At 73.3% G+C, this 21,506-nt stretch carries 15 protein-coding genes; 8 read left to right on the top strand and 7 right to left on the bottom strand.

The features are described 5' to 3' along the window. Positions 1-6 precede the first annotated feature (6 nt). Both cydD and AC067U_RS09685 read left to right on the top strand, forming a co-directional pair. Positions 7-3,606, top strand: a complete 3,600-nt coding sequence (cydD, locus tag AC067U_RS09690; protein ID WP_478829565.1) for a thiol reductant ABC exporter subunit CydD — start codon at positions 7-9, stop codon at positions 3,604-3,606. A 42-nt stretch (positions 3,607-3,648) separates the two neighbouring features. Next, entirely contained in the window at positions 3,649-5,382 is a 1,734-nt protein-coding gene (locus tag AC067U_RS09685; RefSeq protein ID WP_478829104.1) for a GAF domain-containing sensor histidine kinase, read from the top strand. 28 nt (positions 5,383-5,410) lie between these two features. Here AC067U_RS09685 and AC067U_RS09680 read toward each other — a convergent pair whose 3' ends face one another. Continuing rightward, entirely contained in the window at positions 5,411-6,379 is a 969-nt protein-coding gene (locus AC067U_RS09680; protein WP_478829103.1) for a Cof-type HAD-IIB family hydrolase, read from the bottom strand. A 63-nt stretch (positions 6,380-6,442) separates the two neighbouring features. Here AC067U_RS09680 and AC067U_RS09675 point away from each other — a divergent pair, with 63 nt between their 5' ends. Then, positions 6,443-7,345: an LLM class flavin-dependent oxidoreductase gene (locus AC067U_RS09675; RefSeq protein ID WP_478829102.1), complete on the top strand. Its 903-nt coding sequence runs from the start codon at positions 6,443-6,445 to the stop codon at positions 7,343-7,345. 61 nt (positions 7,346-7,406) lie between these two features. On the opposite strand, the gene AC067U_RS09670 is transcribed toward AC067U_RS09675, so the two are convergent. The 3 genes from AC067U_RS09670 to AC067U_RS09660 form a co-directional block, all read right to left on the bottom strand. Further along, positions 7,407-10,496 (bottom strand): tetratricopeptide repeat protein, encoded by a 3,090-nt coding sequence (locus tag AC067U_RS09670; protein ID WP_478829101.1) that lies wholly within the window; start codon positions 10,494-10,496, stop codon positions 7,407-7,409. Further along, positions 10,493-12,346: an HSP90 family protein gene (locus AC067U_RS09665; protein ID WP_478829100.1), complete on the bottom strand. Its 1,854-nt coding sequence runs from the start codon at positions 12,344-12,346 to the stop codon at positions 10,493-10,495. The genes AC067U_RS09670 and AC067U_RS09665 overlap by 4 nt, the downstream gene beginning before the upstream one ends. Positions 12,347-12,512: 166 nt before the next feature. Next, on the bottom strand, positions 12,513-13,067 hold the full coding sequence (locus AC067U_RS09660; protein ID WP_478829099.1) for an RNA 2'-phosphotransferase: 555 nt from the start codon (positions 13,065-13,067) through the stop codon (positions 12,513-12,515). A gap of 174 nt (positions 13,068-13,241) precedes the next feature. Here AC067U_RS09660 and AC067U_RS09655 point away from each other — a divergent pair, with 174 nt between their 5' ends. After that, the gene (locus AC067U_RS09655; RefSeq protein WP_478829098.1) at positions 13,242-13,991 is read left to right on the top strand and encodes an aquaporin; all 750 of its coding nucleotides are present in this window, start codon (positions 13,242-13,244) and stop codon (positions 13,989-13,991) included. Between the two features lie 82 nt (positions 13,992-14,073). Here AC067U_RS09655 and AC067U_RS09650 read toward each other — a convergent pair whose 3' ends face one another. From AC067U_RS09650 to AC067U_RS09640, 3 genes are all read right to left on the bottom strand, one after another. Next, positions 14,074-14,988, bottom strand: coding sequence for a MerR family transcriptional regulator (locus tag AC067U_RS09650; protein ID WP_478829097.1), 915 nt, complete (start codon positions 14,986-14,988; stop codon positions 14,074-14,076). Positions 14,989-15,102: 114 nt separating this feature from the next. Then, complete coding sequence (locus tag AC067U_RS09645; protein WP_478829096.1) at positions 15,103-16,875, bottom strand: SDR family oxidoreductase; 1,773 nt, start codon at positions 16,873-16,875, stop codon at positions 15,103-15,105. Beyond that, positions 16,872-17,705, bottom strand: coding sequence for a M24 family metallopeptidase (locus AC067U_RS09640; RefSeq protein WP_478829095.1), 834 nt, complete (start codon positions 17,703-17,705; stop codon positions 16,872-16,874). The genes AC067U_RS09645 and AC067U_RS09640 overlap by 4 nt, the downstream gene beginning before the upstream one ends. 234 nt (positions 17,706-17,939) lie before the next feature. Here AC067U_RS09640 and AC067U_RS09635 point away from each other — a divergent pair, with 234 nt between their 5' ends. From AC067U_RS09635 to AC067U_RS09620, 4 genes are read left to right on the top strand one after another with little or no spacing between them, the layout of a single operon-like run. After that, positions 17,940-18,920, top strand: coding sequence for an ABC transporter ATP-binding protein (locus AC067U_RS09635; protein WP_478829094.1), 981 nt, complete (start codon positions 17,940-17,942; stop codon positions 18,918-18,920). Further along, positions 18,910-19,797 (top strand): ABC transporter permease, encoded by an 888-nt coding sequence (locus tag AC067U_RS09630; protein WP_478829093.1) that lies wholly within the window; start codon positions 18,910-18,912, stop codon positions 19,795-19,797. The genes AC067U_RS09635 and AC067U_RS09630 overlap by 11 nt, the downstream gene beginning before the upstream one ends. Continuing rightward, positions 19,794-20,705 carry an ABC transporter ATP-binding protein gene (locus tag AC067U_RS09625; RefSeq protein WP_478829092.1) on the top strand — a complete coding sequence of 304 codons (912 nt, stop codon included), beginning with the start codon at positions 19,794-19,796 and terminating at the stop codon, positions 20,703-20,705. Before AC067U_RS09630 ends, AC067U_RS09625 begins: the two co-directional genes overlap by 4 nt. 15 nt (positions 20,706-20,720) lie before the next feature. Next, positions 20,721-21,440 carry an ABC transporter permease gene (locus AC067U_RS09620; RefSeq protein WP_478829091.1) on the top strand — a complete coding sequence of 240 codons (720 nt, stop codon included), beginning with the start codon at positions 20,721-20,723 and terminating at the stop codon, positions 21,438-21,440. The last annotated feature ends 66 nt before the right edge of the window (positions 21,441-21,506 follow it).

The following is a 21,506-nucleotide window of genomic DNA, read 5'->3' as shown; positions in this document are numbered from 1 at the left end:
TTTCACGTGAAACCGATCGACCCGCGCCTGCTCCGGTACGCCCGCTCCACCCGCCTGTTCCTCGGCGCGCTGGTGGCCCTCGGCCTGGCCGGGGCAGGGCTGGTCGTCGGCCAGGCGATGCTCATCGCCGAGATCGTGGTCGGGGCCTTCGAGGAAGGACTCGACGCCGGCGCGCTCCGGACGCCACTGCTGCTGCTCGCGGCGGTGGCGCTGGGGCGCGCGCTGGTGTCCTGGCTGACCGAGCTGGCCGCGCACCGGGCCAGTGCGGAGGTCAAGTCGGAGCTCCGCGGCCGGCTGCTGGCGCACGCCTCCGGCCTGGGGCCGGGGTGGCTGAGCGGGCAGCGGACCGGCTCGCTGGTGGCGGTCGCCACCCGGGGCGTGGACGCGCTCGACGACTACTTCTCCCGCTACCTGCCGCAGCTGGGGCTGGCCGTGGTGGTCCCGGCGGCGGTGCTCGCCCGGATCGTCACCGAGGACTGGGTGTCCGCCGCGATCATCGTGGGCACGCTGCCGCTGATCCCGCTGTTCATGGTCCTGATCGGCTGGGCCACACAGGCCCGGATGGACCGGCAGTGGCGGCTGCTGTCCCGGCTGTCGGGGCACTTCCTCGACGTGGTCGCGGGACTGCCGACGCTGAAGGTGTTCGGCCGGGCCAAGGCCCAGGCGGAATCGATCCGCGCGATCACCTCGGACTACCGCCGGGCCACCCTGCGGACCCTGCGGATCGCCTTCCTGTCCTCCTTCGCGCTGGAGTTGCTGGCCACCCTGTCGGTGGCGCTGGTGGCCGTCACCATCGGCATGCGGCTGGTGCACGGCGACCTCGACCTCTACACCGGCCTGGTGATCCTGGTCCTGGCGCCGGAGGCGTACCTGCCGCTGCGGCAGGTGGGGGCGCAGTACCACGCGGCCGCCGAGGGGCTGGCGGCCGCGGAGGAGATCTTCGAGGTGCTGGAGACCCCGCTGCCGGCCCGCGCGGGACGCGCGGAGGTTCCGGCGGGGCCGGTGGCACTGGACTTCGAGGGGGTCGAGGTCCGCTACGGGGGGCGGGCCGAGGCCTCGCCCGGACCCGTCTCGCTGCGTGTGGCGCCGGGCGAGTGCGTGGCGCTCACCGGGCCCAGCGGGGCGGGCAAGTCGACGCTGCTGTCGGTGCTGCTGGGATTCACCGCGCCGACCGGGGGGCGGGTCCGTGTCGGCGGTGTGGATCTGACGGAGCTTTCGGCGGAGGCGCTGGCCGAGTGGCGGTCGCGGATCGCGTGGGTGCCGCAGCGGCCGCACCTGTTCGCGGGGACCGTCGCGGAGAACGTCCGGCTGGCCCGTCCGGAGGCCTCCGACGAGCAGGTGGCCGCCGCGCTGCGGGACGCGGGCGCCCAGGAGTTCGTATCGGCCCTGCCGCGGGGTGCGGAGACCGTGCTGGGGGAGGGCGGGACCGGGCTCTCCGCGGGGCAGCGGCAGCGGCTCGCGCTGGCGCGGGCGTTCCTGGCGGACCGTCCGGTGCTGCTGCTGGACGAGCCGACGGCCGCGCTGGACGGGGAGACCGAGGCGGCCGTGGTGGACGCGGTCCGGCGGCTGGCGGCGGGCCGCACGGTCCTGCTGGTGGTCCACCGGCCGGCCCTGCTGGCGGTGGCGGACCGGGTGGCCGAGGTGCGGCCGGGGGCTGCGGCCCCGGCCCCGGCTCCGGGCCGGGCCCCGGCTCAGGGCGCGGCCGCCGCGGCGGCCGGGGGCTCGGACCCCGGTGCGTGGATCCTCGGGCCGGCGCCGCAGGAGGCCGAGAACCCCGCGCCGGGTACCGGGGCCGGAATCGCCGTCGGCGCCCCCGGCGGCAGCCGGGATCCGCTCGGGCGGGTGCGGGAGGCCGCGCGGGCCTCGCGCGGGCGGTTCGGGCTCGGGCTGCTGCTCGGCGCGCTCGCCGTCGGCAGCAGCGTCGGCCTGATGGCGGTGTCCGGATGGCTGATCTCGCGGGCCTCCGAACAGCCCCCGGTGCTCTACCTGATGATGGCCGTCACCGCGACCCGCGCCTTCGGCATCGGCCGCGCCGTGTTCCGCTACGCCGAGCGGCTGGTCTCGCACGACGCCGTCCTGCGCATGCTCGCCGAGCTCCGGGTCTCCGTGTACCGCCGGCTGGAGCGCATCGCCCCCGCCGGGCTGCGCGAGCAGCGCCGGGGCGATCTGCTCGCCCGGCTGGTGGCCGACGCCGACGCGCTGCAGGACTACTGGCTGCGCTGGCTGCTGCCGGCCGGCACCGCCCTCCTCGTCGGCACCGGCTCGGTGGCGTTCACCGCCTGGCTGCTGCCCGGGGCGGGCGTCGTACTCGCCGCCGGCCTGCTGCCGGCCGGCGTGGGGGTCCCGCTGGTCACCGCCGCCGTCGCACGGCGCGCCGAGCGCCGGCTCGCCCCGGCCCGCGGCGAGCTCGCGGACCGGGTGGCCGAACTGCTGTCCGGCACCGCCGAGCTGACCGTCGCCGGCGCCTTGGCCGGCCGTAGGGCCGCGGCCCGGGAGAGCGACCGTACGCTCACGGCCGTCGCCGCCCGGGGCGCCGCCGCGGCCGGGCTGGGGAGCGGGCTGTCTGCCCTGGTCTGCGGGCTGACCGTGGTGGGTGCGGCCGCCGTGGGCGCCGCCGCCGTGGCCGGCGGACGGCTGTCCGGCGTGTGCATGGCCGTGGTCGTCCTCACCCCGCTCGCCGCCTTCGAGGCGGTCAGCGGCCTGCCCACGGCCGTGCGGTACCGGCAGCGCGTCCGGCGCAGCGCCGAGCGGGTCTACGAGGTGCTGGACGCGCCCGTTCCGGTCGCGGAGCCGGAGCTCCCCGGCCCGGCCCCGGCCTCTCCCTTCCCGCTGCGGCTCGCCGGGATCACCGCCCGGCACCCGGGCCAGGAGCGGGACGCGCTGACCGGCGTCGACCTGACCCTGGAGCCGGGCCGGCGGATCGCGGTCGTGGGGCCGTCCGGCTCCGGCAAGACCACGCTCGCCCAGGTGCTCCTCCGCTTCCTGGAGCCGGACGGGGGCGCGTACACCCTCGGCGGGACCGACGTCCGCACGCTGGAGGGCGACGAGGTGCGCCGGTTCGTCGGGCTGTGCGCCCAGGACGCGCACATCTTCGACAGCTCGGTGCGGGAGAACCTGCGGCTGGCCCGGCCCGCGGCGACCGAGCCGGAGCTGCGCGCGGCCCTGGCCGGCGCCCGGCTGCTGGACTGGGCGGAGGCGCTGCCGGACGGGCTGGACACGCTGGTCGGCGAGCACGGCGAGCGGATCTCCGGCGGGCAGCGGCAGCGCCTGGCGCTGGCCCGGGCCCTGCTGGCGGACTTCCCCGTGCTGGTCCTGGACGAGCCGGCCGAGCACCTGGACACCCGGACCGCGGACGCCCTGACGGCCGACCTGCTGGCCGCCACGGCGGGCCGGACCACGGTCCTGATCACCCATCGGCTGGCCGGGCTGGACCAGGTCGACGAGGTGCTGGTGCTGGAGGCCGGGCGGATCGTGCAGCGCGGGGCGTACGGCGAACTCGCCGGCACCGACGGGCCGCTGCGCGGGCTGCTGGAACGGGAACGGGAGGCGGACCGCGCGGCGGTGCACCTGGCAGATCGCGCGGCGGTGGCTTCGGGATCCGCTTGAGCCGACTTTCCTCGGTAAAAGGGACTAATTAGGCTCAAGGTCATGTCAGTCCAGGAGCCGCAGGAGTCCGCCGACCCGCAGGAGTCCGCCGACCCGCTGGAGGCCGCCACCCGGGCCACCCGCAGTCTGCAGGGGCTGTCCACCGAACTCACCGCACGGGTGCCGCAGCTGCTGGAGGCGATGCGGTCGGTCGGCACCGGCCTGGAACTGCACTCCACCCTGGACCGCATCTGCGAGACCGCGGCCGAGCTCGCGGACGCCCGCTACGCGGCGATCGGGGTGGTGGACACCGAGGGCCGCGGGCTCTCCGACTTCGTCACCCACGGCATCGGAGCCGAGCGGGCCCACCTGATCGGGCACCGCCCCGACGGCAAGCGCGGCCTGCTCGGGGCGCTGATCCGGCATCCCGACCCGGTGGTCCTCGCCGACCTCACACAGGACCCCCGCTCGGCCGGCTTCCCGGCCCACCACCCGCCGATGAAGACCTTCCTGGGCGTGCCGATCCGGGTGCAGGGCGAGATCTTCGGCAACCTCTACCTGGCCGAGAAGCGCGGCGGCGCCGAGTTCAACGACTACGACCTGCACATGGTCCGGGTACTGGCCACCGAGGCGGGCATCGCCATCGGAAACGCCCGGCTCTACGAGGCGGCCACCCAGCGGGAGCGCTGGATCGACGGCTCGGTCGCCGTCACCACGGCCCTGCTGTCGGGCGGCGACGCCGACGACGCCCTGGTCGTGGTCGCCGAACAGGCCCGCCGGCTGGCCGACTCGGCCGCGGGCATCGTGATGCTGCCGGCCGGCGAGGGCGGCATGGAGATCGTCGCGGTGTCCGCCGACGACCCCTCGTCCTCGCTGGGGCTCGTGGTCCCCGCCGGGAGCCCGGTGGTGCGGAAGCTGCTGGAGGGCGAGCCGGTGTTCGCGGACGACGCGTCCACGGACCCCCGCATGATCACCCGGCTGACCGTCGAGTTCGGGCCCTGCATGATGCTCCCGCTGCACAGCGAAGGCCGGGTGCTGGGTGCGCTGGTGACCCCCCGGGCCCGCGGGCAGCGGCCGTTCACCGAGGCCGAGCGGACCCTGGCCACCCAGTTCGCGGCACAGGCGGCGCTCGCGCTGATGATGGCGGAGGCACAGCGCGACCGGGAGCGGCTGGCTGTGTTCGAGGACCGCGACCGGATCGCCCGGGACCTGCACGACCTGGTGATCCAGCGGCTGTTCGCCACCGGGATGATGCTGGAGGGTGCGCAGCGCCGGTCGGTCGTGCCGGAGGTGGTGGAAGGGGTCGGCAAGGCCGTGGACGAGCTGGACGTCACCATCCAGGAGATCCGTACGGCGATCTTCGCGTTGCAGCAGGGACCCGCCGAGGTGCCCTCCGGGTTCCGCACCCGGGTCCTGCGCGAGATCAACATGGCGGCCGTGCCGCTGGGGTTCAAGCCCTCGCACCGGTTCCTGGGGCCGATCGACGCGGTGGTCGGTGAGCTCGTCGGCAAGAACCTGATCGCCGCGCTGCGCGAGGCCCTGTCCAATGCCTTCCGGCATGCCGGGGCCTCCCGCATCGAGGTGGTCCTCGACTGCACCGGCACGCTGCCGGACGGGCGGCCCGCGGTACGGCTGGAGGTCGCCGACGACGGGGTGGGCATCGCGGAGGGCGGCCGCCGCAGCGGCCTGCGGAACCTGCGGCGGCGGGCCGAGTCGCTGGGCGGCTCCAGCCGGTACGGGCCGGGGATCGGCGAGGACGGCGGCGGCACCACCCTGGTGTGGGAGGCGCCGCTCTAGGTGTCCTGCCCAGTGAGGCCGGGGACGCCTACGGCTGTGCCTCCGGCTGGGCGGTGGCCTCCCGCTGTGCGGCCTCCTGCTGTGCGGCCTCCTGCTGTGCGGCCTCCCGCTGTGCGGCCTCCTGCTGTGCGTGCTCGGCGAGGATGCTTTCGATGACGACGGCGACGCCGTCCTCGTTGTTCGCCACGGTCCGGCCGGAGGCCGCCGCGATCACGTCGGGGTGCGCATTGCCCATGGCGTACGAGGTGCCCGCCCAGGTCAGCATCTCCACGTCGTTCGGCATGTCGCCGAACGCCACCACCTCCTCGGGGGAGATGCCGCGCTCCGCGCAGCACATCGCGAGGGTGCTGGCCTTGGACACCCCCGGCCCGCTGACCTCCAGCAGGGCGGTGGGGCTGGACCGGGTGATCGAGGCGTGCGCGCCGGCCACGGACCGGGCCAGCTCCAGGAACGCGTCGGGGGTCAGTTCCGCGTGGTGGGCGAGCAGCTTGAGGACGGGGGCGGCCTGCGCGCCGGGCTCCTCGCGGAGCAGCTTCTCGGCGGTGGCCACGGTGGCGCCCGGGTCCTTGAAGAACGGCGGGTAGTCCGGCTCGTAATGGATCCCGGTGGTCATCTCGACCGCGAAGGAGGTGCCGGGCGCGGCCTCCCGCAGGGCCCGCACCACGGCGAGCGCGGCCGTCCGGGCCAGCGGCCGGACCTCGATGATCCGGGCGTCGTCGTGCAGGTCGACGACCGCGGCACCGTTCGCGCAGATGGCGAGGCCGTGGCCGTGGACATGCGCGCTGACCACGTCCATCCAGCGGGCGGGCCGCCCGGTGACGAAGAACACCTCGATGCCGGCGCGCTCCGCGGCGGCGAGCGCGGCGACGGTCCGTTCCGAGACGGATTTGTCGTCACGCAGCAGCGTTCCGTCGAGGTCAGTGGCGATGAGCCGGGTCACGGGTGCGGGCGCGGACGCGGGTGTGTGCCCGTCCGGGCGCTGGGAAGCCGAGGTCACCTGACCATCTTCGCCGATGCCGGGTGACCCGGAAGGGGTGCGGGCCGCCGTAGGCTCGGTGACATGAGTCTGCGTCTGAGCACGGTGATCCTCCCGGTACGTCGGTGGCACGAGGGAGGGCGGGACCAGTGGCTGCGCGCCGAGCGGCTGGGTTTCCACACCGCCTACACCTACGACCACCTGGCCTGGCGCAGTTTCCGTGACCGTCCGTGGTTCGGTGCGCTGCCGACCCTGACCGCGGCGGCCGGAGCCACCGAGCGGCTGCGCCTGGGCACGCTGGTCACCTCGCCCAACTTCCGGCACCCGGTCACCCTGGCGAAGGAACTGATCTCGCTGGACGACATCTCCGGCGGGCGGATCACCCTGGGCATCGGGGCGGGCGGCAACGGCTACGACGCCACGGCGCTCGGCCAGCAGGCGTGGACCCCGCGCGAGCGGGCGGACCACTTCGCGGAGTTCGTGCCGCTGCTGGACCGGCTGCTGACGGAGGGCGCGGTCACCGAGCGGGGCCGGTTCTACTCGGCTGACGAGGCCCGGAACATCCCCGGCTGCGTGCAGCGGCCCCGGCTGCCGTTCGCGGTGGCCGCGACCGGACCGCGCGGGCTGAAGCTGGCCGCCGCGCACGGCCAGGCGTGGGTGACCACGGGCGACCCGAAGCTGTACGAGGCGGGCACGCCGGAGCAGTCGCTGGAGGCGATCCGCGGCCAGCTGGAGAAGCTGGGCAAGGCGTGCGCGGAGTCCGGCCGGAACGTGGCGGAGCTGGACAAGATCCTGCTGACCGGCTTCACCCCGGAGCAGAACGCGGTGCTCGACTCGGTGGACGCCTTCGTGGACTTCGCCGGCCGCCACCACGAGCTCGGCTTCACCGAGATCGTGATCCACTCCCCGATCCCGGACTCCCAGTTCGCCTCCGACGAGACCGTCTTCGAACGCATCGCCACCGAAGCCCTCTCCCAGCTGCGCTGAACTGCCGCCCTGTCCCCCGTACCTTCGCCGGTGCGGGGGACACGAGCGCATGCGGCTCCGGTCAGTCGAGCAGTGCCCTGGCCGCCTCCTCGACCTGGGGCAGCAGCCAGTCCGGCACGGAGCCGTCCGGCATCGCGCGGAGATCCGCCGCCAGCCCCGCCAGCCGCTCAGCCCCCGCCCCCGGCCGCCCGAGCCGGGCCTCCGTCCAGGCGGCCGCGTGCAGGCAGCGGTAGCGCTGCTGGACGTGCTCCGGGCCGAGCCCGGCGTAGATCCCGGCGGCCCGCCCCCACAACCGCACGGCCTCGTCCCGCAGCGCCCGTATCTCGGCCTCGGTCAACGGCTCGGCGGGACCGCTCCCGCACTCCCCCTGGTCATGATCGTCCTCCTCGTCCTCATAGGCATGAGCGTCCTCGAAGGCGTCCACCCGCTGGTCGAGGATCTGCGCGAGCTGCTGCCAGGTCTGCGCCGTCTCATAGCGCAGCTGGGGCTCGGTGGCGCCGTCCAGGACCGCGGCCGCCTCGTCCATCCGGGCCCGGGCGCGTGCCACCGTCGCGTTCACGGTGTCCTCGCGCAGGTACAGCCAGGCCAGGGACCGCAGGATCCGCACCACCGCCACCGGGTTGTCCCCCGTCGCCCGGTGCAGCTCCAGCGCCCGCTCGTAGGCGGCGAAGGACTCCGCCACCAGCCCGGCCGCGGCCAGGGACTCGGCCGCCGAATGGGCCAGCCCTGCCTGCGGGCGGGGGTCCTCCCAGCCCCTCGCCGTCTCGGCGGCCAGCAGGAACTGCTCGGCCGCCGCCCGCGCGTCGTGCAGCCCGCCGAGCAGCTCCCCCAGGAACTGCCGTGCGTGCACCGCCTGGTGCTCGCCGTGCTCCAGCAGGTCCGGCAGGGCGGACTGGAGCACCTCCGCGGCCTCCGCGGTGCGCTCCTGCCGCGCGTACGCGTGGGTCAGCAGCAGCCGGGCCTTCGCCCCGCCGCCCCGGGAGCCCGAAGGTCCCGCCTGGTCGAACCAGTGGGCCGCGTCCAGAGCGTGCCGGGCCGATTCCTCCGCGTCCCCGGTCCGCAGCAGTACGTCCGCCAGGTTCAGCCGTACGGCGCCCTGCCGCTCGGCCTCGGGCAGTTCCGCCGCGTGCGCCAGGGCGGCCCGGGCGGCCTCCACCGCGTCCCCGGGCCGGCCCAGCGACGCCAGGACTGCGGCCCGGGTGGCCAGGGGGTCCACCGCCAGCCACGGCCGGCCGGAGCCGGTGCCACGGGCGGCGGCCGAGGCCAGCAGGGCGTCGGCCCGCTCGGGGTCCCCGTCGGCCAGGGCCAGCCTGGCCAGCGCCTCCTCGGCGTCGGAGAGCAGGTCCGCGAGGTGCGCGCCCTCGCCCCCGTCGGTGTGGTCCGCGTTCCCGGTCAAGGCGGCCAGGAACGCGGACAGGTCCGCGGCCAGCAGGCGGTCCGCTTCCTCAGGCCCTTCCGCGCTGTCCTGTTCGGCCCGCAGGTAGGCCTCGATGCGGATCCGGGTCAGCTCGACCGAGGCCACCCGGCGGGCCCGCAGCGGCTCGTCCGCGGTGAGTGCTTCCGCCGAACGGGCGGCCACCGCGAGCAGCTCCCGGACCTCCTCGGGTGCGGCCCCGGACTGCACGGCCGCCGAGGCCAGGCGGAGTTCCGCGAGCACGGCCCGGTCCTCCTGCCCGAGGGCCCGGTAGGCGTCCCGGGTCTCGGCGATCAGTGCCGAGGCCGCCGGATCGCCGCTCTGGGCGGCGCGCACGCCCCGGTACTCCAGCAGGTCGGCGGCCAGCAGTGCGTCCGCGGGCTCCTCGCCCGCCTCGGCGAGCACTGCAGCCCACCGCAGATCGGTGGCCGGATGTCCCTGGGCGCGGGCCGCTCGCGCCGCATCCAGCAGTTCGGACAATGCGGTGCGTGCTTCACCGGCCTCTGTTTCACTGGGGGTACCCCCGGCGGCAGCTGGGGGAGAAACATCGCCTCGGGGCACGGCGGCCGGGGCGGGGGCCGAGGCGGCAGGAGCCGGGACCGCCGCGCGCGCCTCCGGCAACGGGCTGCTGCGGACCCCCAGCGGCAGTGCCTCCAGCAGCGGGTCCTGGGCGATGCGCTCCTCGAAGCGTTCCGAGACGCGGGCGTTGCCGTTGCGCGCGTCGAAGCGCCGCGCGATGTCCAGCGCATCCGCGTACAGGAGCTCGTCCAGCTCCCGGACCGTGTGCGGGACCCCGTCGAAGGGGGCGGCCGGGCTGTCGCCGAAGCCGAGCCCGGTCAGCCGGCGCAGCAGTACGAGCACGCCGCCGTAGAAGGTCAGCCGTGCGTCCAGGTCGGCCAGCGGCCGCAGATGGGCGGAGTGCTCGGCGAGGATCTCCAGCCCGCGCGACTCGTTGCCGGTCAGCGCGCAGAACTCGATGTGCTGCCCGACGGAACGGAGCAGGCTCTCGTTGCCCCGGGCCATCCGGTAGCCCCGCAGATGGTGGGCGCGGGCCTCGTCGACCCGGCCCAGGCGGACCAGGGGCATCAGGGATCGGGCCAGTGTCCGGTGCGGTTCCTCCGCGCAGGAGCGGTCGCCCTCCAGGACCGGCTTCCACACCTCGACGGCCTTGGCGTCGTCGCCCTGGTGGGACCAGAACCAGCCCTGGGTGTTGAGTTCGCAGGCGTGGCAGTCGCTCATGGAGTCGCGTTCGGCCGCCATGAACGCCTCGGCGGCGCGCTCGGCGCGGGCGTCGTCGGCCATCGCCTCGGCGAGGAACAGTTCGGCCTCCCGCACGGGGCGGTCGCTGTATCCGGCGATCCGGTAGCGGCGCTCCATCTCGGCCAGCCAGCCGGCCCCGGACTCCAGGGAGATCTCGGGGGAACACGAGATGGCCGTGGCCACCCACTTGAACTGCCAGAACAGCGAGTGCGTCTCGCTGGGCGTGAAGGCGGCCGGATCCCGGTCGTACTCCTGGAGCAGCCGGGCGAAGGGGACCAGGATCTTGGGCCGCTCGGAGGAGAACTCGTACGCGTCGATCTGGCTGTCCAGGGCCTGGCGGAGCAGTGCCCTGTCGCCCGTGGCCTCGGCGGCGGCGCTGAGCGCCTCGGCGTGGGCGTTGCGCGCGGCGCCGTGGGGGGCCCGCCGGTTCTCGGCGAGCTGTCGGCGTACCTCGTCGGGGGTCATGTTGCCGCTCACTGGCGTCCTTCCTGCTGCCCGGCGGAGCCGTCGCTGTGGGTGGCCCATTCCAGGAGTCCGAGGAAGGCCCGGTTGAGCAGGGTGGAGTCGGCGGGGCGCAGCGGGCGCTGCGACATCAGCAGCGCCTGCCCGTAGAGGGACTCGACGGCGGTGCCGGTCAGCTCCGGGTCGGTGACTCCGGCGATCCGGCGGACCAGGGGGTTGTTGTGGTTGAGGACGAGCCGGGCGCGCGGGCCCGATCCGCGGAGTGCGCCGAGAATGCCGGACCAGAGGGAGTCGGCGCTCTCCTCGGCGGCCGAGCGGTCCCGTTCCTGGCGGGCCTGCCGGTCGTCGAGGTAGAGGGCGGGGACGGACACCGGCTGGAAGGCGCGCAGCACCACGTCGCAGCTCTGCGGCTCCAGGCGGGTGCGTGCGGTGGACAGGAACCCGGCCAGGGCCAGCTCGGCCGGGGTCGGCACCGGGTCGAGCCGGTCGGTGACCGCTCCGGCGTCCAGCTCGGTGACCTTGATGCCGGGGCGCACGGTGGGCAGCAGGGCCAGCAGGTCGGCGTCGTAGGTGTAGCCCGCGTTGATCACGCCGAGGCCGTGGGCGGCGGCGATCGGGGCGACCTGGCGGAACTCCTCGACGGTGCGGGTGAAGTGGATGTCGCTGTGCGCTGCGGCGAACTCCTCCAGGCTCATCGAGCCGTCGCTGGTTTCGAAGGGCAGCCACGGCAGCATCAGCCCGAGCAGTTCGGCGTCGTGCCGGGCCAGCGACTTCACGCCGAGGTGGTGCACGTTCAGGAAGGCGGCGAGCCGGTCCGGTTCGGTCGCGGCGAGCTCGGCGAGCCAGCCGCGGATGCGGGCGCCCAGGGCCTCCCGTACGGCGGCGAGGGTCTCGTCGTCGTAGAGGTTCTCCCGGGAAGCGGTGGGCCGCAGGGTGTCGGTGTCCAGGACGGCGCGGACGAAGAAGGCCCAGTCCGGCAGGAGGTTGTCGGCCCGGTCGGTGAGGAGCATGCCCTTGAGGTGGACCCGGTGGCCGGCGCGGTGCGCGGGGCTGGTCGGCTCGGGCAGGACGTACGCCACTCCGCGTACCCCGGCGACCGGCAGGTCCAGGTCGATCGAGTCGAGCGGGGTGAACCCGAACTGCTGTGCGCAGTGGCCGGCGAGGGCGACGCGGCGGGCGGTGGGGGTGGGGAACTCGCGGTCCCAGACCGCCGGCCGGTCGGTGATCACGCGGGGCGCGGTGCCGGTGCCGTCCTCGAAGGTGATCTCGTAGGGCAGCAGCGCGCCGAAGTCGCGGGCGAGCTGCTCGACCCTGGAGGGAACGGTCCACTCGGCGGCGCCGGGGCGGGCTTCCAGGTGGACGGTGGTGCCGGGTTCGGGGCGGGCCTCGTCGGGGAGCTCGCGGACGGTGTACGAACCGTCGTCGGTGGCGAGCCATTCGACGGGGGCGGCCTTCGGGTCGCGCGCGGAGCGGGTGACCACGCGGATCCGCCGGGCGACGACGAAACAGGCCAACAGGCCGATGCCGAACTGGCCGAGGAATTCCTGGCGGGTGGTCTCCAGGCCGCGGAGGTCCTCGGCGGTGCCGCCGCCGCGCTTGGAACTGCGGCCGATGGTGGCGAGCAGGGAGTGGGCCTCCTCGGCGGTCAGGCCGATGCCGTTGTCCTCGATGGAGACCCCTCCGCCGGAGGCGGTCAGGTGGATGCGGACCCCGGCTTCCGGTTCGTGGATGCGCCGGGCGGTGACGGCGTCCACGGCGTTCTGCAGGAGTTCGCGCACATACACCCGGGGGCTGGAATAGAGGTGGTGGGACAGCAGGTCGACCAGGCCGCGCAGGTCGACCTGGAAGTTGTTCACGGACGTCATGGGATGTCACCTCGTGGTGCGCACGGTGGGTGGAGCGACCGCGAGGACCCCCCCTCACAGATCGTTGTGATCAGCGTAGGGGGCGGGTCCGACAATCTCCCGGGTAATTCCGATCGTGCCGGAGGGCTCCGGAGCCGTGCCGAACGGCCGCTGAGAAGAGGGGACTTCAGCGGCGCTGCGCGGGCATGCGCAGGAACTCGGGGGGCACCGCGTCGACCAGCCACACCCCGTTGGCGCTGACCCGGAAGACGTGCCCGGCGGCGCGCATGGCGGCGGCGTCGACGACCAGGACGACGGGCCGGCCGCGGCGGGCGCCGACCCGGGTGGCGGTCTCCCGGTCGGGGGAGAGGTGGACGTGGTGGCGGCGCATTGGGCGGAGCCCCTGGTCGCGGATGGCGTCCAGGGCGGCGGGCACGGTCCCGTGGTACAGGAAGGCGGGCGGTTCGGCTTCCGGGAGGCGGAGGTCGACCCCGGTCACGGTATGGCCCTGATTGGCGCGGATCCGGGTGCCCTCCACCGCGAAACGCTGTTTGTCGTTCGAGGCCACGACATGATCGAGTTCGGCGCGGGTGAAGTGGAAACCGTGGTTCGCGGCGGCGCTCAGAAGATCGTCGATTTCCACCCAGCCCTGGGGGTCGAGCACCAGTCCGATGCGTTCCGGCTGATGCCGCAAATGTTTCGAGACGTATTTGGATACTTTCACAGTGCGTTTCTCGTCCATGGCCACAGAGTGCCTGGTCGGAGGCGGTCCGGGCAGGGATTTTCGGCCCTTGGCCACGTGTGGACCCCCTCTATCGCACTTCCGGGGTACGGAATACATTTTCCGTAATCACATCCTGCGGCGTCGGTCCGAGTCTGACCGACGCCTGCACGCGTCTGCCCCGAGGGAGACCCCATGACCTCTGCCCCCGCCTCACTCGCGCGCCGGGTGGCCGCCGAATCGATCGGTACCGCAGCCCTGCTCATCGTGATCATCGGATCCGGCATCCAGGCGGACGCCCTGAGCGCCGACGGCGCCGTGTCCCTGATCGCCAACTCCGCCGCCTCCGCGATCGGGCTCGGCCTGCTCATCACCCTGATCGGCCCGCTCTCCGGCGCCCACTTCAACCCCGTGGTGACCCTCACCTCGTGGTGGGGCCGGCGCACCGGCGACCAGAGCGGCCTCACCGGCCGTGAGGCCCTGCTCTACACCGCCGCCCAGACCGCCGGCGCGATCGGCGGCGCCGTGGTCGCCGAGACCATGTTCGGCCGCACCCCCGGCGCCCTCGCCACCCAGGTCCGCGACGGCGGACACCTGCTGATCGGCGAGATCGTCGCCACCGCCGGACTGGTCCTGCTCATCCAGGGTCTGGACCGCCTCGGCCGCGGCCGGTTCATCCCCGCCGCCGTCGCCCTCTACATCGCGGCCGCGATCTGGTTCACCTCCTCGGGTTCCTTCGCGAACCCCTCCGCCACGGTCGGACGCGCCTTCACCGACTCGTTCACCGGCATCGCCCCCGCGTCCCTGCCCGGCTTCGTGGTCGCGCAGCTGCTCGGCGGCATCCTCGGACTCTTCCTCGCCACCGTCCTCTACGGCCGCCGCCCCGGGGCCACCGGCCGCGCCAAGAAGACCCGGCTCAATCAGGTGTACGAGACGGTTAGTTGAGCCGTCCACAGCTTGGGTGACTTGTCCACAGCCGATTCGGCGGGAAATGCGCCCAAAGGAGTGATCCGCCCTGTGGACGACCTCAGCCGCCTCCCCGCCGCGCCAGATCGTTCATCGTCCTGGCCTGGAGCTCCCGCTCGGTCGCGGCCCGGACGAACGCCGCCACATGCTCGGGGCCGACCAGCCCGGCGACCGCCCGCACCGTCTCGGCGGGCAACGCCACCGGAGTCGGCCCGGCCGGGTGCGGCGGGCCCGCCGCACCCAGATGCCGCTGCAGATGGCGCGTCGCGAACAGCCGCATCGCACGTGCCAGTTCCGCGTCGACCGTCTGCTGTGCGAGCGGCCGCAGCCGGCGCACCAGGGTCGCCGCTTCCGCGGCGTCCGCGTCCGAAGGCGGAAGCTGGCCAAGGTACCGGGCGAACACGTGCTCCGTGGTGAACTCCAGGAACCGCGAGGCGATGTGCTCCACCTGACCCCGCAGCTCCCGCAAGTGACCCGTGATCGCGGCCAGCGGCACCCCCGCCGCGTGCAGCTCGGCGGCCACCGCGAGCTCCTGCGGAGAGGGCACCAGGAACTCCTCGGGTGACCCGGGGACCCGCTCCAGCACGCCCAGCTCGCACGCCTCGTCCACCGCCCGGTCGTCGGGGAAGCCGCCGAACCGCTCGTTCAGCTCGTCCCGGGATATCCGGGCCGCCTCCTCGTCCGTCCACGGACCGTGCACCTCGGCCACCAGCCCCAGCACCCCGCCCAAACCGCGCCCGGCGTCCCAGGCCTCCAGCAGTTCCTTGATGGAGGCCAGGGTGTAGCCGCGGTCCAGCAGATCGGCGATCTGCCGCAGCCGCGCCAGGTGCGTGTCCCGGTACACGTTGGAACGGCCCCGCCGCTCCGGCTTCGGCAGCAGCCCGCGGTCCTGGTACGCACGGATGGTGCGGACCGTCGCACCGCTGTGGTGCGCCAGATCCTCGATCCGGTACTCGGCTACCACCTGTTCGGACAATCCCCGCTCCCTACGCCATGGCCTGCGAGGGATGGTACGACCGCCGGAGGGAGCCGGGTATGGCCGTGCCGTGCTCTCTGCGCACCGGACGGCCAACCCCGGCCCGGGGCCCGCTCACAGCTTCGGCTCCACCCTGGCCAGCCGGCGCAGCAGCCGCGGGGTGTACCTCGACATGAACAGCGCGCCCTTGGACTCGGGGGTCACCGGAACGACCGCCCGGTTGTGGACCACCGCGTCGAGGATCGCGTCGGCCACCTTCTCCGGCGGGAAGTTGCGCAGCCCGTACATCCGGGCCGAACGCTGCTGCCGGCGCTTCTCCTCGGCCTCGTCCACCCCGGCGAACCGGGCGGTGGAGGTGATGTTGGTGTTGACGATGCCGGGGCAGATCGCCGACACCCCGATCGACCGCGAGGCGAGCTCCGCCCGCAGGCACTCGGACAGCATCAGCACCGCCGCCTTCGAGGTCGAATAGGCCGGCAGAGTCCTGGACGGCAGATAGGCGGCGGCCGAGGCGGTGTTGACGATGTGCCCGCCCTGTCCGCGGTCGGCCATCTGGCGGCCGAAGATCCGGCAGCCGTGGATGACGCCCCACAGATTGACGTCCAGGACCTTCTTCCAGTCCTCCGAGCTGGTGTCGAGGAAGCTCCCGGACAGGCCGATCCCCGCGTTGTTGACCAGGACGTCGACGATCCCGTACTCGGCGGCGACCTTCGCCGCCAGCTTCTCCATCGCCTGCTCGTCACTGACGTCCGCGCATTCGCCCCAGGCGGCGGGCGCCCCGATCAGCCGGGCCATGTCGGCCGTCCGCGCGGCCCCTTCCGCGTCCCGGTCGACCGCCACCACCCGGGCGCCGGCCTCGGCGAACGCGAAGGCGGTGGCCCGGCCGATGCCGCTGGCGGCTCCGGTCACCAGTACCAGCTGCCCGCCGAACCGGTCGGCGTACCGGCCGGGCGCCCGCTGCTCCGGGGCCGGGCCGGGTGTGTCCTCCCGCGCGGTGACGAACTCGGTGATCCACGCGGCCAGCTGGTCGGGCCGGGTCCGCGGGATCCAGTGCTTGGCCGGCAGGGTACGGCGCACCAGCTCCGGTGCCCACAGCTCCAGCTCGTCGTAGAGCCGCTCGGAGAGGAACGCGTCCTCGGTCGGAGTGATCAGCTGGACGGGCACGTGGGCGTACGCGTCCGTGCGGGGCCGGCGCATCCGGGCCCGGACGTTGTCCCGGTAGAGCCAGGCGCCGTGCGCCGCGTCCGAGGGCAGCGAGGCCGTCGGGTAGCTGCCGGACGGGACCCCCTCGGTCCGTTCGAGGAGCTTGGGCCACCGCTTGCCGAGCGGCCCCCGCCAGGCCAGCTCCGGCAGGACCGGGGTGTGCAGCATGTACACGTACCAGGACTTGGCGCCCTGGCCGAGCAGCTGCGCCGCCCGCCGCGGGGTGGGCCGGGCCAGCCGCTTCTTGATCCAGTGACCGAAGTGGTCCAGTGAGGGCCCGGACATCGAGGTGAACGAGGCGATCCGCCCCTCGGTCCGCTTGACCGTGGCGAACTCCCAGCCCTGGACAGACCCCCAGTCGTGCCCCACCAGGTGCACCGGCCGGTCCGGGCTCACCGCGTCCGCGACGGCCAGGAAGTCATCGGTGAGCTTCTCCAGCGTGAACCCGCCGCGCAGTGGCTGCGGGGCCGTGGACCGGCCGTGCCCCCGCACGTCGTAGAGCACCACGTGGAACCGCTCCGCCAGCCGCTCGGCCACCTCCGACCAGACCTCCTTGCTGTCCGGGTAGCCGTGCACCAGCAGCACGGTCGGCCGCTCCGGGTCACCGAGCTCGACGACGCACAGCTCGATCCCGCCCGTGCTCACCCGGCGCTCGCGTGCCTCCGCACGCCCCGTCCCGCTCATGCCACCTTCTCCTCGGTCTCGGCCCAGCGCCGCACGTGCGGCAGATCGTCGTCCAGCCAGAAGGCGCTCTCCTCGGGATCCCTGGAGTCGGTCACGACCAGGAGCTCCTCGAACTTCGCCCCGGTGCCCCGGAACCCCAGGTGGGGCTCCACCGCCCACAGGCCGGGCTGCGGTGGGTGGTCGGAGAATTTGTAGGGGCTCCACAGCGGGGACCAGCCGTCGCGGTGCCCGTGCAGGACGTCGCTCGCCAGCCCCTTCAGCGACTGGGTGCCGAACCCGAACGCGGTCGGTGACCAGCGGCGCTCCCTGACCCGCCCCACCTTGTGCGCGATCACCCCGAACGGATAGGCCCGGTGCCGGTTGGCGTACCCCTGCCGGACCATCAGCCGGTCGACGTCCTCGTAGATCTCGCGCAGCGTCCGCCGCTCGCGGACCTCGGCGAGGATCAGCTCCCGGTGCGCCCGCAGGTCGTCCATCAGCCGGTCCTGCACCGGGTTGAGCCCCAGGCTGCCCGAGTAGCCGATGTCCGCCGCGTACCCGCCCAGGACCGGGGCCGCGTCCAGGATGAACGGCATGCCCGGCTCCAGCCGGCGGTTGGTGGGAAAGAACTGGAGCGGTATCCGGAAGTTCACGAACGCCGTGCGGTCCCCGAACCAGGCGAAGGGCAGGTGGAACCAGTCCCGCACCCCCCGTTCGCGCAGCCAGTCGCGCTGCATCCGCGCGGCCTCCCGCTCGGTGACCCCGGCCTTGAGCTGGGCCGCCACCGCCTCGGCGCACGCATAGGCGAGCCGCTGCACTTCCCTGAACCCGCGAAGATCGTCCCCTGCCATGACTACCGTCCGTCCCCTGGCCGTACGCGTCCGTAAGTTGACACTGATGAATGTGACAATGCCTGGAGATCACGTCAAGGGCTGTGCACGGACCCGTGCCGGTCCGGCCCCAAGACCGCTCCCCGGAGCCACCCCGCGTCAGCCTCCCGTACGGGCATGTAGTCCTGAAGGCGGAGACGTGGTCCCGCTCCAGGTCTGACGACCGGAACCGGCCGCACCACTACCGTCGGAGCCGTGACTGTCATCGCGACCGAAAGCCTGAGCAAGCGGTACCCCCGAGTGACCGCCCTCGACCGGCTCTCCCTGGACATCGGGCCCGGCGTAACCGGCCTCGTGGGCGCCAACGGAGCCGGCAAGTCCACGCTGATCAAGATCCTGCTGGGACTGTCCCCCGCCACCGAGGGCCGTGCCGCCGTACTCGGACTCGACGTCGCCACACACGGCAGCGCCATCCGGGAACGCGTCGGCTACATGCCCGAACACGACTGCCTGCCGCCCGACGTCTCGGCCACCGAGTTCGTCGTGCACATGGCCCGCATGTCCGGCCTGCCGCCGGCCGCCGCCCGCGAGCGGACCGCCGACACCCTGCGCCACGTCGGCCTCTACGAGGAGCGCTACCGCCCTATCGGCGGCTACTCCACCGGCATGAAGCAGCGGGTCAAACTCGCCCAGGCCCTGGTCCACGATCCCCAACTGGTGCTCCTGGACGAGCCCACCAACGGACTGGACCCGGTCGGCCGCGACGAGATGCTCGGCCTGATCCGCCGCGTGTACACCGACTTCGGCATCTCCGTCCTGGTCACCTCGCACCTCCTGGGCGAACTCGAACGGACCTGCGACCACGTGGTCGTCGTCGACGGCGGCACGCTGCTGCGCTCCAGCTCCACCAGCGACTTCACGCAGATCACCACCACCCTGGCGGTCGAGGTCACCGACTCCGACACCCACCCCGACGGCACGGCCGCCCTGCGCGAGGCGCTCACCGCGGCGGGCATCGTGCCCCACGCCGGCGAGGAGCAGGGCCTGCCCGGCGCCGGCCACATCCTCCTGGTCGAGGCCACGGGCGAGCAGACGTACGACATCGTCCGCGACACCGTCGCCGCGCTCGGCCTGGGCCTGGTCCGCATGGAGCAGCGCCGCCACCACATCGCGGAGGTCTTCCGCGAGCCCACCCAGCAGCACGTACTGAAGGGAGCCGGTTCCGATGGCCGCTGACAGCTCCACCCAGATCCACAACATCGGCTACCGCTCCTACGAGGGCCCCCGCCTCGGCCGCGCGTACGCCCGCAAGTCCCTCTACTCGCAGTCCCTGCGCGGCGCCTACGGACTGGGCCGCTCCGCCAAGTCCAAGGTCCTGCCGATGCTGCTCTTCGCGGTGATGTGCGTCCCCGCGCTGATCATCGTCGCCGTGGCCATCGCCGTCCCGGGCTCCACCGACCTGCCGATCAAGTACACGACGTACGCGCTGACCACCCAGGTCGTCATCGGGCTCTACCTGGCCTCCCAGGCCCCGCAGTCGGTCTCCCGGGACCTGCGCTTCAAGACCGTGCCGCTGTACTTCTCGCGGCCCATCGAACGCGTCGACTACGTCCTCGCCAAGTACGCCGCGATGGCCAGCGCGCTGTTCGTCCTCACCGCCACACCACTGGTGATCATGTACATCGGCTCGCTGCTGGCGAAGTTCGACTTCGGCGACCAGACCAAGGGATTCGGGCAGGGACTGGTGTCGGTACTGGTGCTCTCCGTACTGTTCGCGGGCCTCGGCCTGGTGATGGCCGCGCTCACCCCGCGCCGCGGCTTCGGCGTGGCCGCCGTCATCGCGCTGCTGCTCATCCCCTTCGGCGCCGTCTCCACCATCCAGGCGGTGGCCACGGAGACCGGCAACAGCGGGGCCATCGAGTGGATGGGCCTGTTCTCCCCGATCACCCTGATCGACGGCTTCCAGACCGCCTTCCTCGGCGCCACCTCCGCCTTCCCCGGCGGCGAGGGCCCCTCGGCCGGCATGGGCGTCGTCTATCTGCTGGTGATCCTCGGCCTCATCGCCGGCTGCTACGCCGCGCTGATGGCCCGCTACCGGAAGGCCGGGCTGTGACAACCATCGACATCGACCACACCTCCCGCTGGTTCGGGAACGTCGTCGCCGTCAACGACGTGACCATGCGCATCGGTCCCGGCGTCACCGGCCTCCTCGGCCCCAACGGCGCCGGCAAGTCCACCCTCATCAACATGATGGGCGGCTTCCTGGCCCCCTCGACCGGCACCGTCACCCTCGACGGCACCCCGATCTGGCGCAACGAGAGCATCTACAAGCACATCGGAGTCGTGCCCGAGCGCGAGGCCATGTACGACTTCCTCACCGGCCGCGAGTTCGTCGTCGCCAACGCCGAACTCCACGGACTCGACGACGCCGCCGCCCGGCGGGCGCTGGCCACCGTCGAGATGGAGTACGCCCAGGACCGCAAGATCGCGACGTACTCCAAGGGCATGCGCCAGCGCGTCAAGATGGCCTCCGCCCTGGTCCACGACCCGTCCGTGCTCCTGCTGGACGAGCCGTTCAACGGCATGGACCCGCGGCAGCGCATGCAGCTGATGGACCTGCTGCGGCGGATGGGCGCCGAGGGCCGCACCGTGCTGTTCTCCTCCCACATCCTGGAGGAGGTCGAGCAGCTCGCGTCCCACATCGAGGTGATCGTCGCGGGTCGGCACGCGGCCTCCGGCGACTTCCGCAAGATCCGCCGGCTGATGACCGACCGCCCGCACCGCTACCTGGTCCGCTCCTCCGACGACCGGGCACTGGCCGCGGCCCTCATCGCCGACCCCTCCACCGCCGGCATCGAGGTCGACCACAAGGAAGGCGCCCTGCGCATCCAGGCGGTCGACTTCGGACGGTTCACCGAACTGCTGCCCCGTGTCGCCCGCGAACACGGCATCCGGCTGCTGACGGTGTCCCCGTCCGACGAGTCCCTCGAGTCGGTCTTCTCCTACCTCGTAGCGGCCTAGAAGGAGCTGGCACCGATGTATAACCCCACCGTCGCCCGGCTCACCTACCGGGCCCTCCTCGGCCGCCGCCGCGCGCTGATCCTCTTCGCGCTCCCGGCCCTGCTCCTCGTCATCGCCGCCGCCGTACGCGCCCTCACGGGCGTGGACGACAAGGTCGCCGCCGACCTGCTCGGCGGGTTCGCCCTGGCCACCATGGTCCCGCTGATCGGTGTCATCGCCGGCACCGGCGCGATCGGCCCCGAGATCGACGACGGCTCGATCGTCTACCTGCTCGCCAAGCCGGTGAAGCGCCCGACGATCATCATGACCAAGCTGATCGTCGCGATCGCCGTGACGATGGCCTTCTCCGCGATCCCCACCCTGATCGCCGGCTTCATCCTCAACGGGAACGGCCAGCAGATCGCCGTGGCGTACACCGTCGCCGCCCTCGTCGCCTCCGTCGCCTACAGCGCCCTGTTCCTGCTGTTGGGCACCATCAGTCGGCACGCGGTGGTGTTCGGCCTGGTCTACGCCCTGATCTGGGAGTCCCTCTTCGGCAGCCTGGTCGACGGCGCCAAGACCCTGAGCGTCCAGCAGTGGGCGCTGTCCCTGGCCGAGAAGGTCGCCGGACCGGGCTACGTGGACTCGGCAGTCGGCCTGCCCACGGCCTCGCTCCTGCTCGCGGGCGTCACCGTCGGAGCCACCGTCTACGCCGGCCAGAAACTGCGCCGCCTCACCCTCGCCGGGGAGGAGTAGCCCCGGCGCCCGCCGCCGGCCGAAGCGGTGCCCCACCCGGACCACAATCCGGGCGGGACACCGCTT

The sequence above is a fragment of the Streptomyces sp. NPDC043853 genome, assembly GCF_056436025.1.
Note: the sequence above shows the minus strand (reverse complement) of the source record. Positions and strands in the feature narration are given on the sequence as shown.

Coding starts and splice junctions, on each gene's coding strand:
- AC067U_RS09675 (WP_478829102.1), top strand. CDS start 6,443: ATGAGTCTGCGTCTGAGCACGGTGATCCTCCCGGTACGTCGGTGGCAC.
- AC067U_RS09630 (WP_478829093.1), top strand. CDS start 18,910: ATGGCCGCTGACAGCTCCACCCAGATCCACAACATCGGCTACCGCTCC.
- AC067U_RS09620 (WP_478829091.1), top strand. CDS start 20,721: ATGTATAACCCCACCGTCGCCCGGCTCACCTACCGGGCCCTCCTCGGC.
- AC067U_RS09655 (WP_478829098.1), top strand. CDS start 13,242: ATGACCTCTGCCCCCGCCTCACTCGCGCGCCGGGTGGCCGCCGAATCG.
- AC067U_RS09665 (WP_478829100.1), bottom strand. CDS start 12,346: ATGACGTCCGTGAACAACTTCCAGGTCGACCTGCGCGGCCTGGTCGAC.
- AC067U_RS09685 (WP_478829104.1), top strand. CDS start 3,649: ATGTCAGTCCAGGAGCCGCAGGAGTCCGCCGACCCGCAGGAGTCCGCC.
- AC067U_RS09640 (WP_478829095.1), bottom strand. CDS start 17,705: ATGGCAGGGGACGATCTTCGCGGGTTCAGGGAAGTGCAGCGGCTCGCC.
- AC067U_RS09660 (WP_478829099.1), bottom strand. CDS start 13,067: ATGGACGAGAAACGCACTGTGAAAGTATCCAAATACGTCTCGAAACAT.
- AC067U_RS09645 (WP_478829096.1), bottom strand. CDS start 16,875: ATGAGCGGGACGGGGCGTGCGGAGGCACGCGAGCGCCGGGTGAGCACG.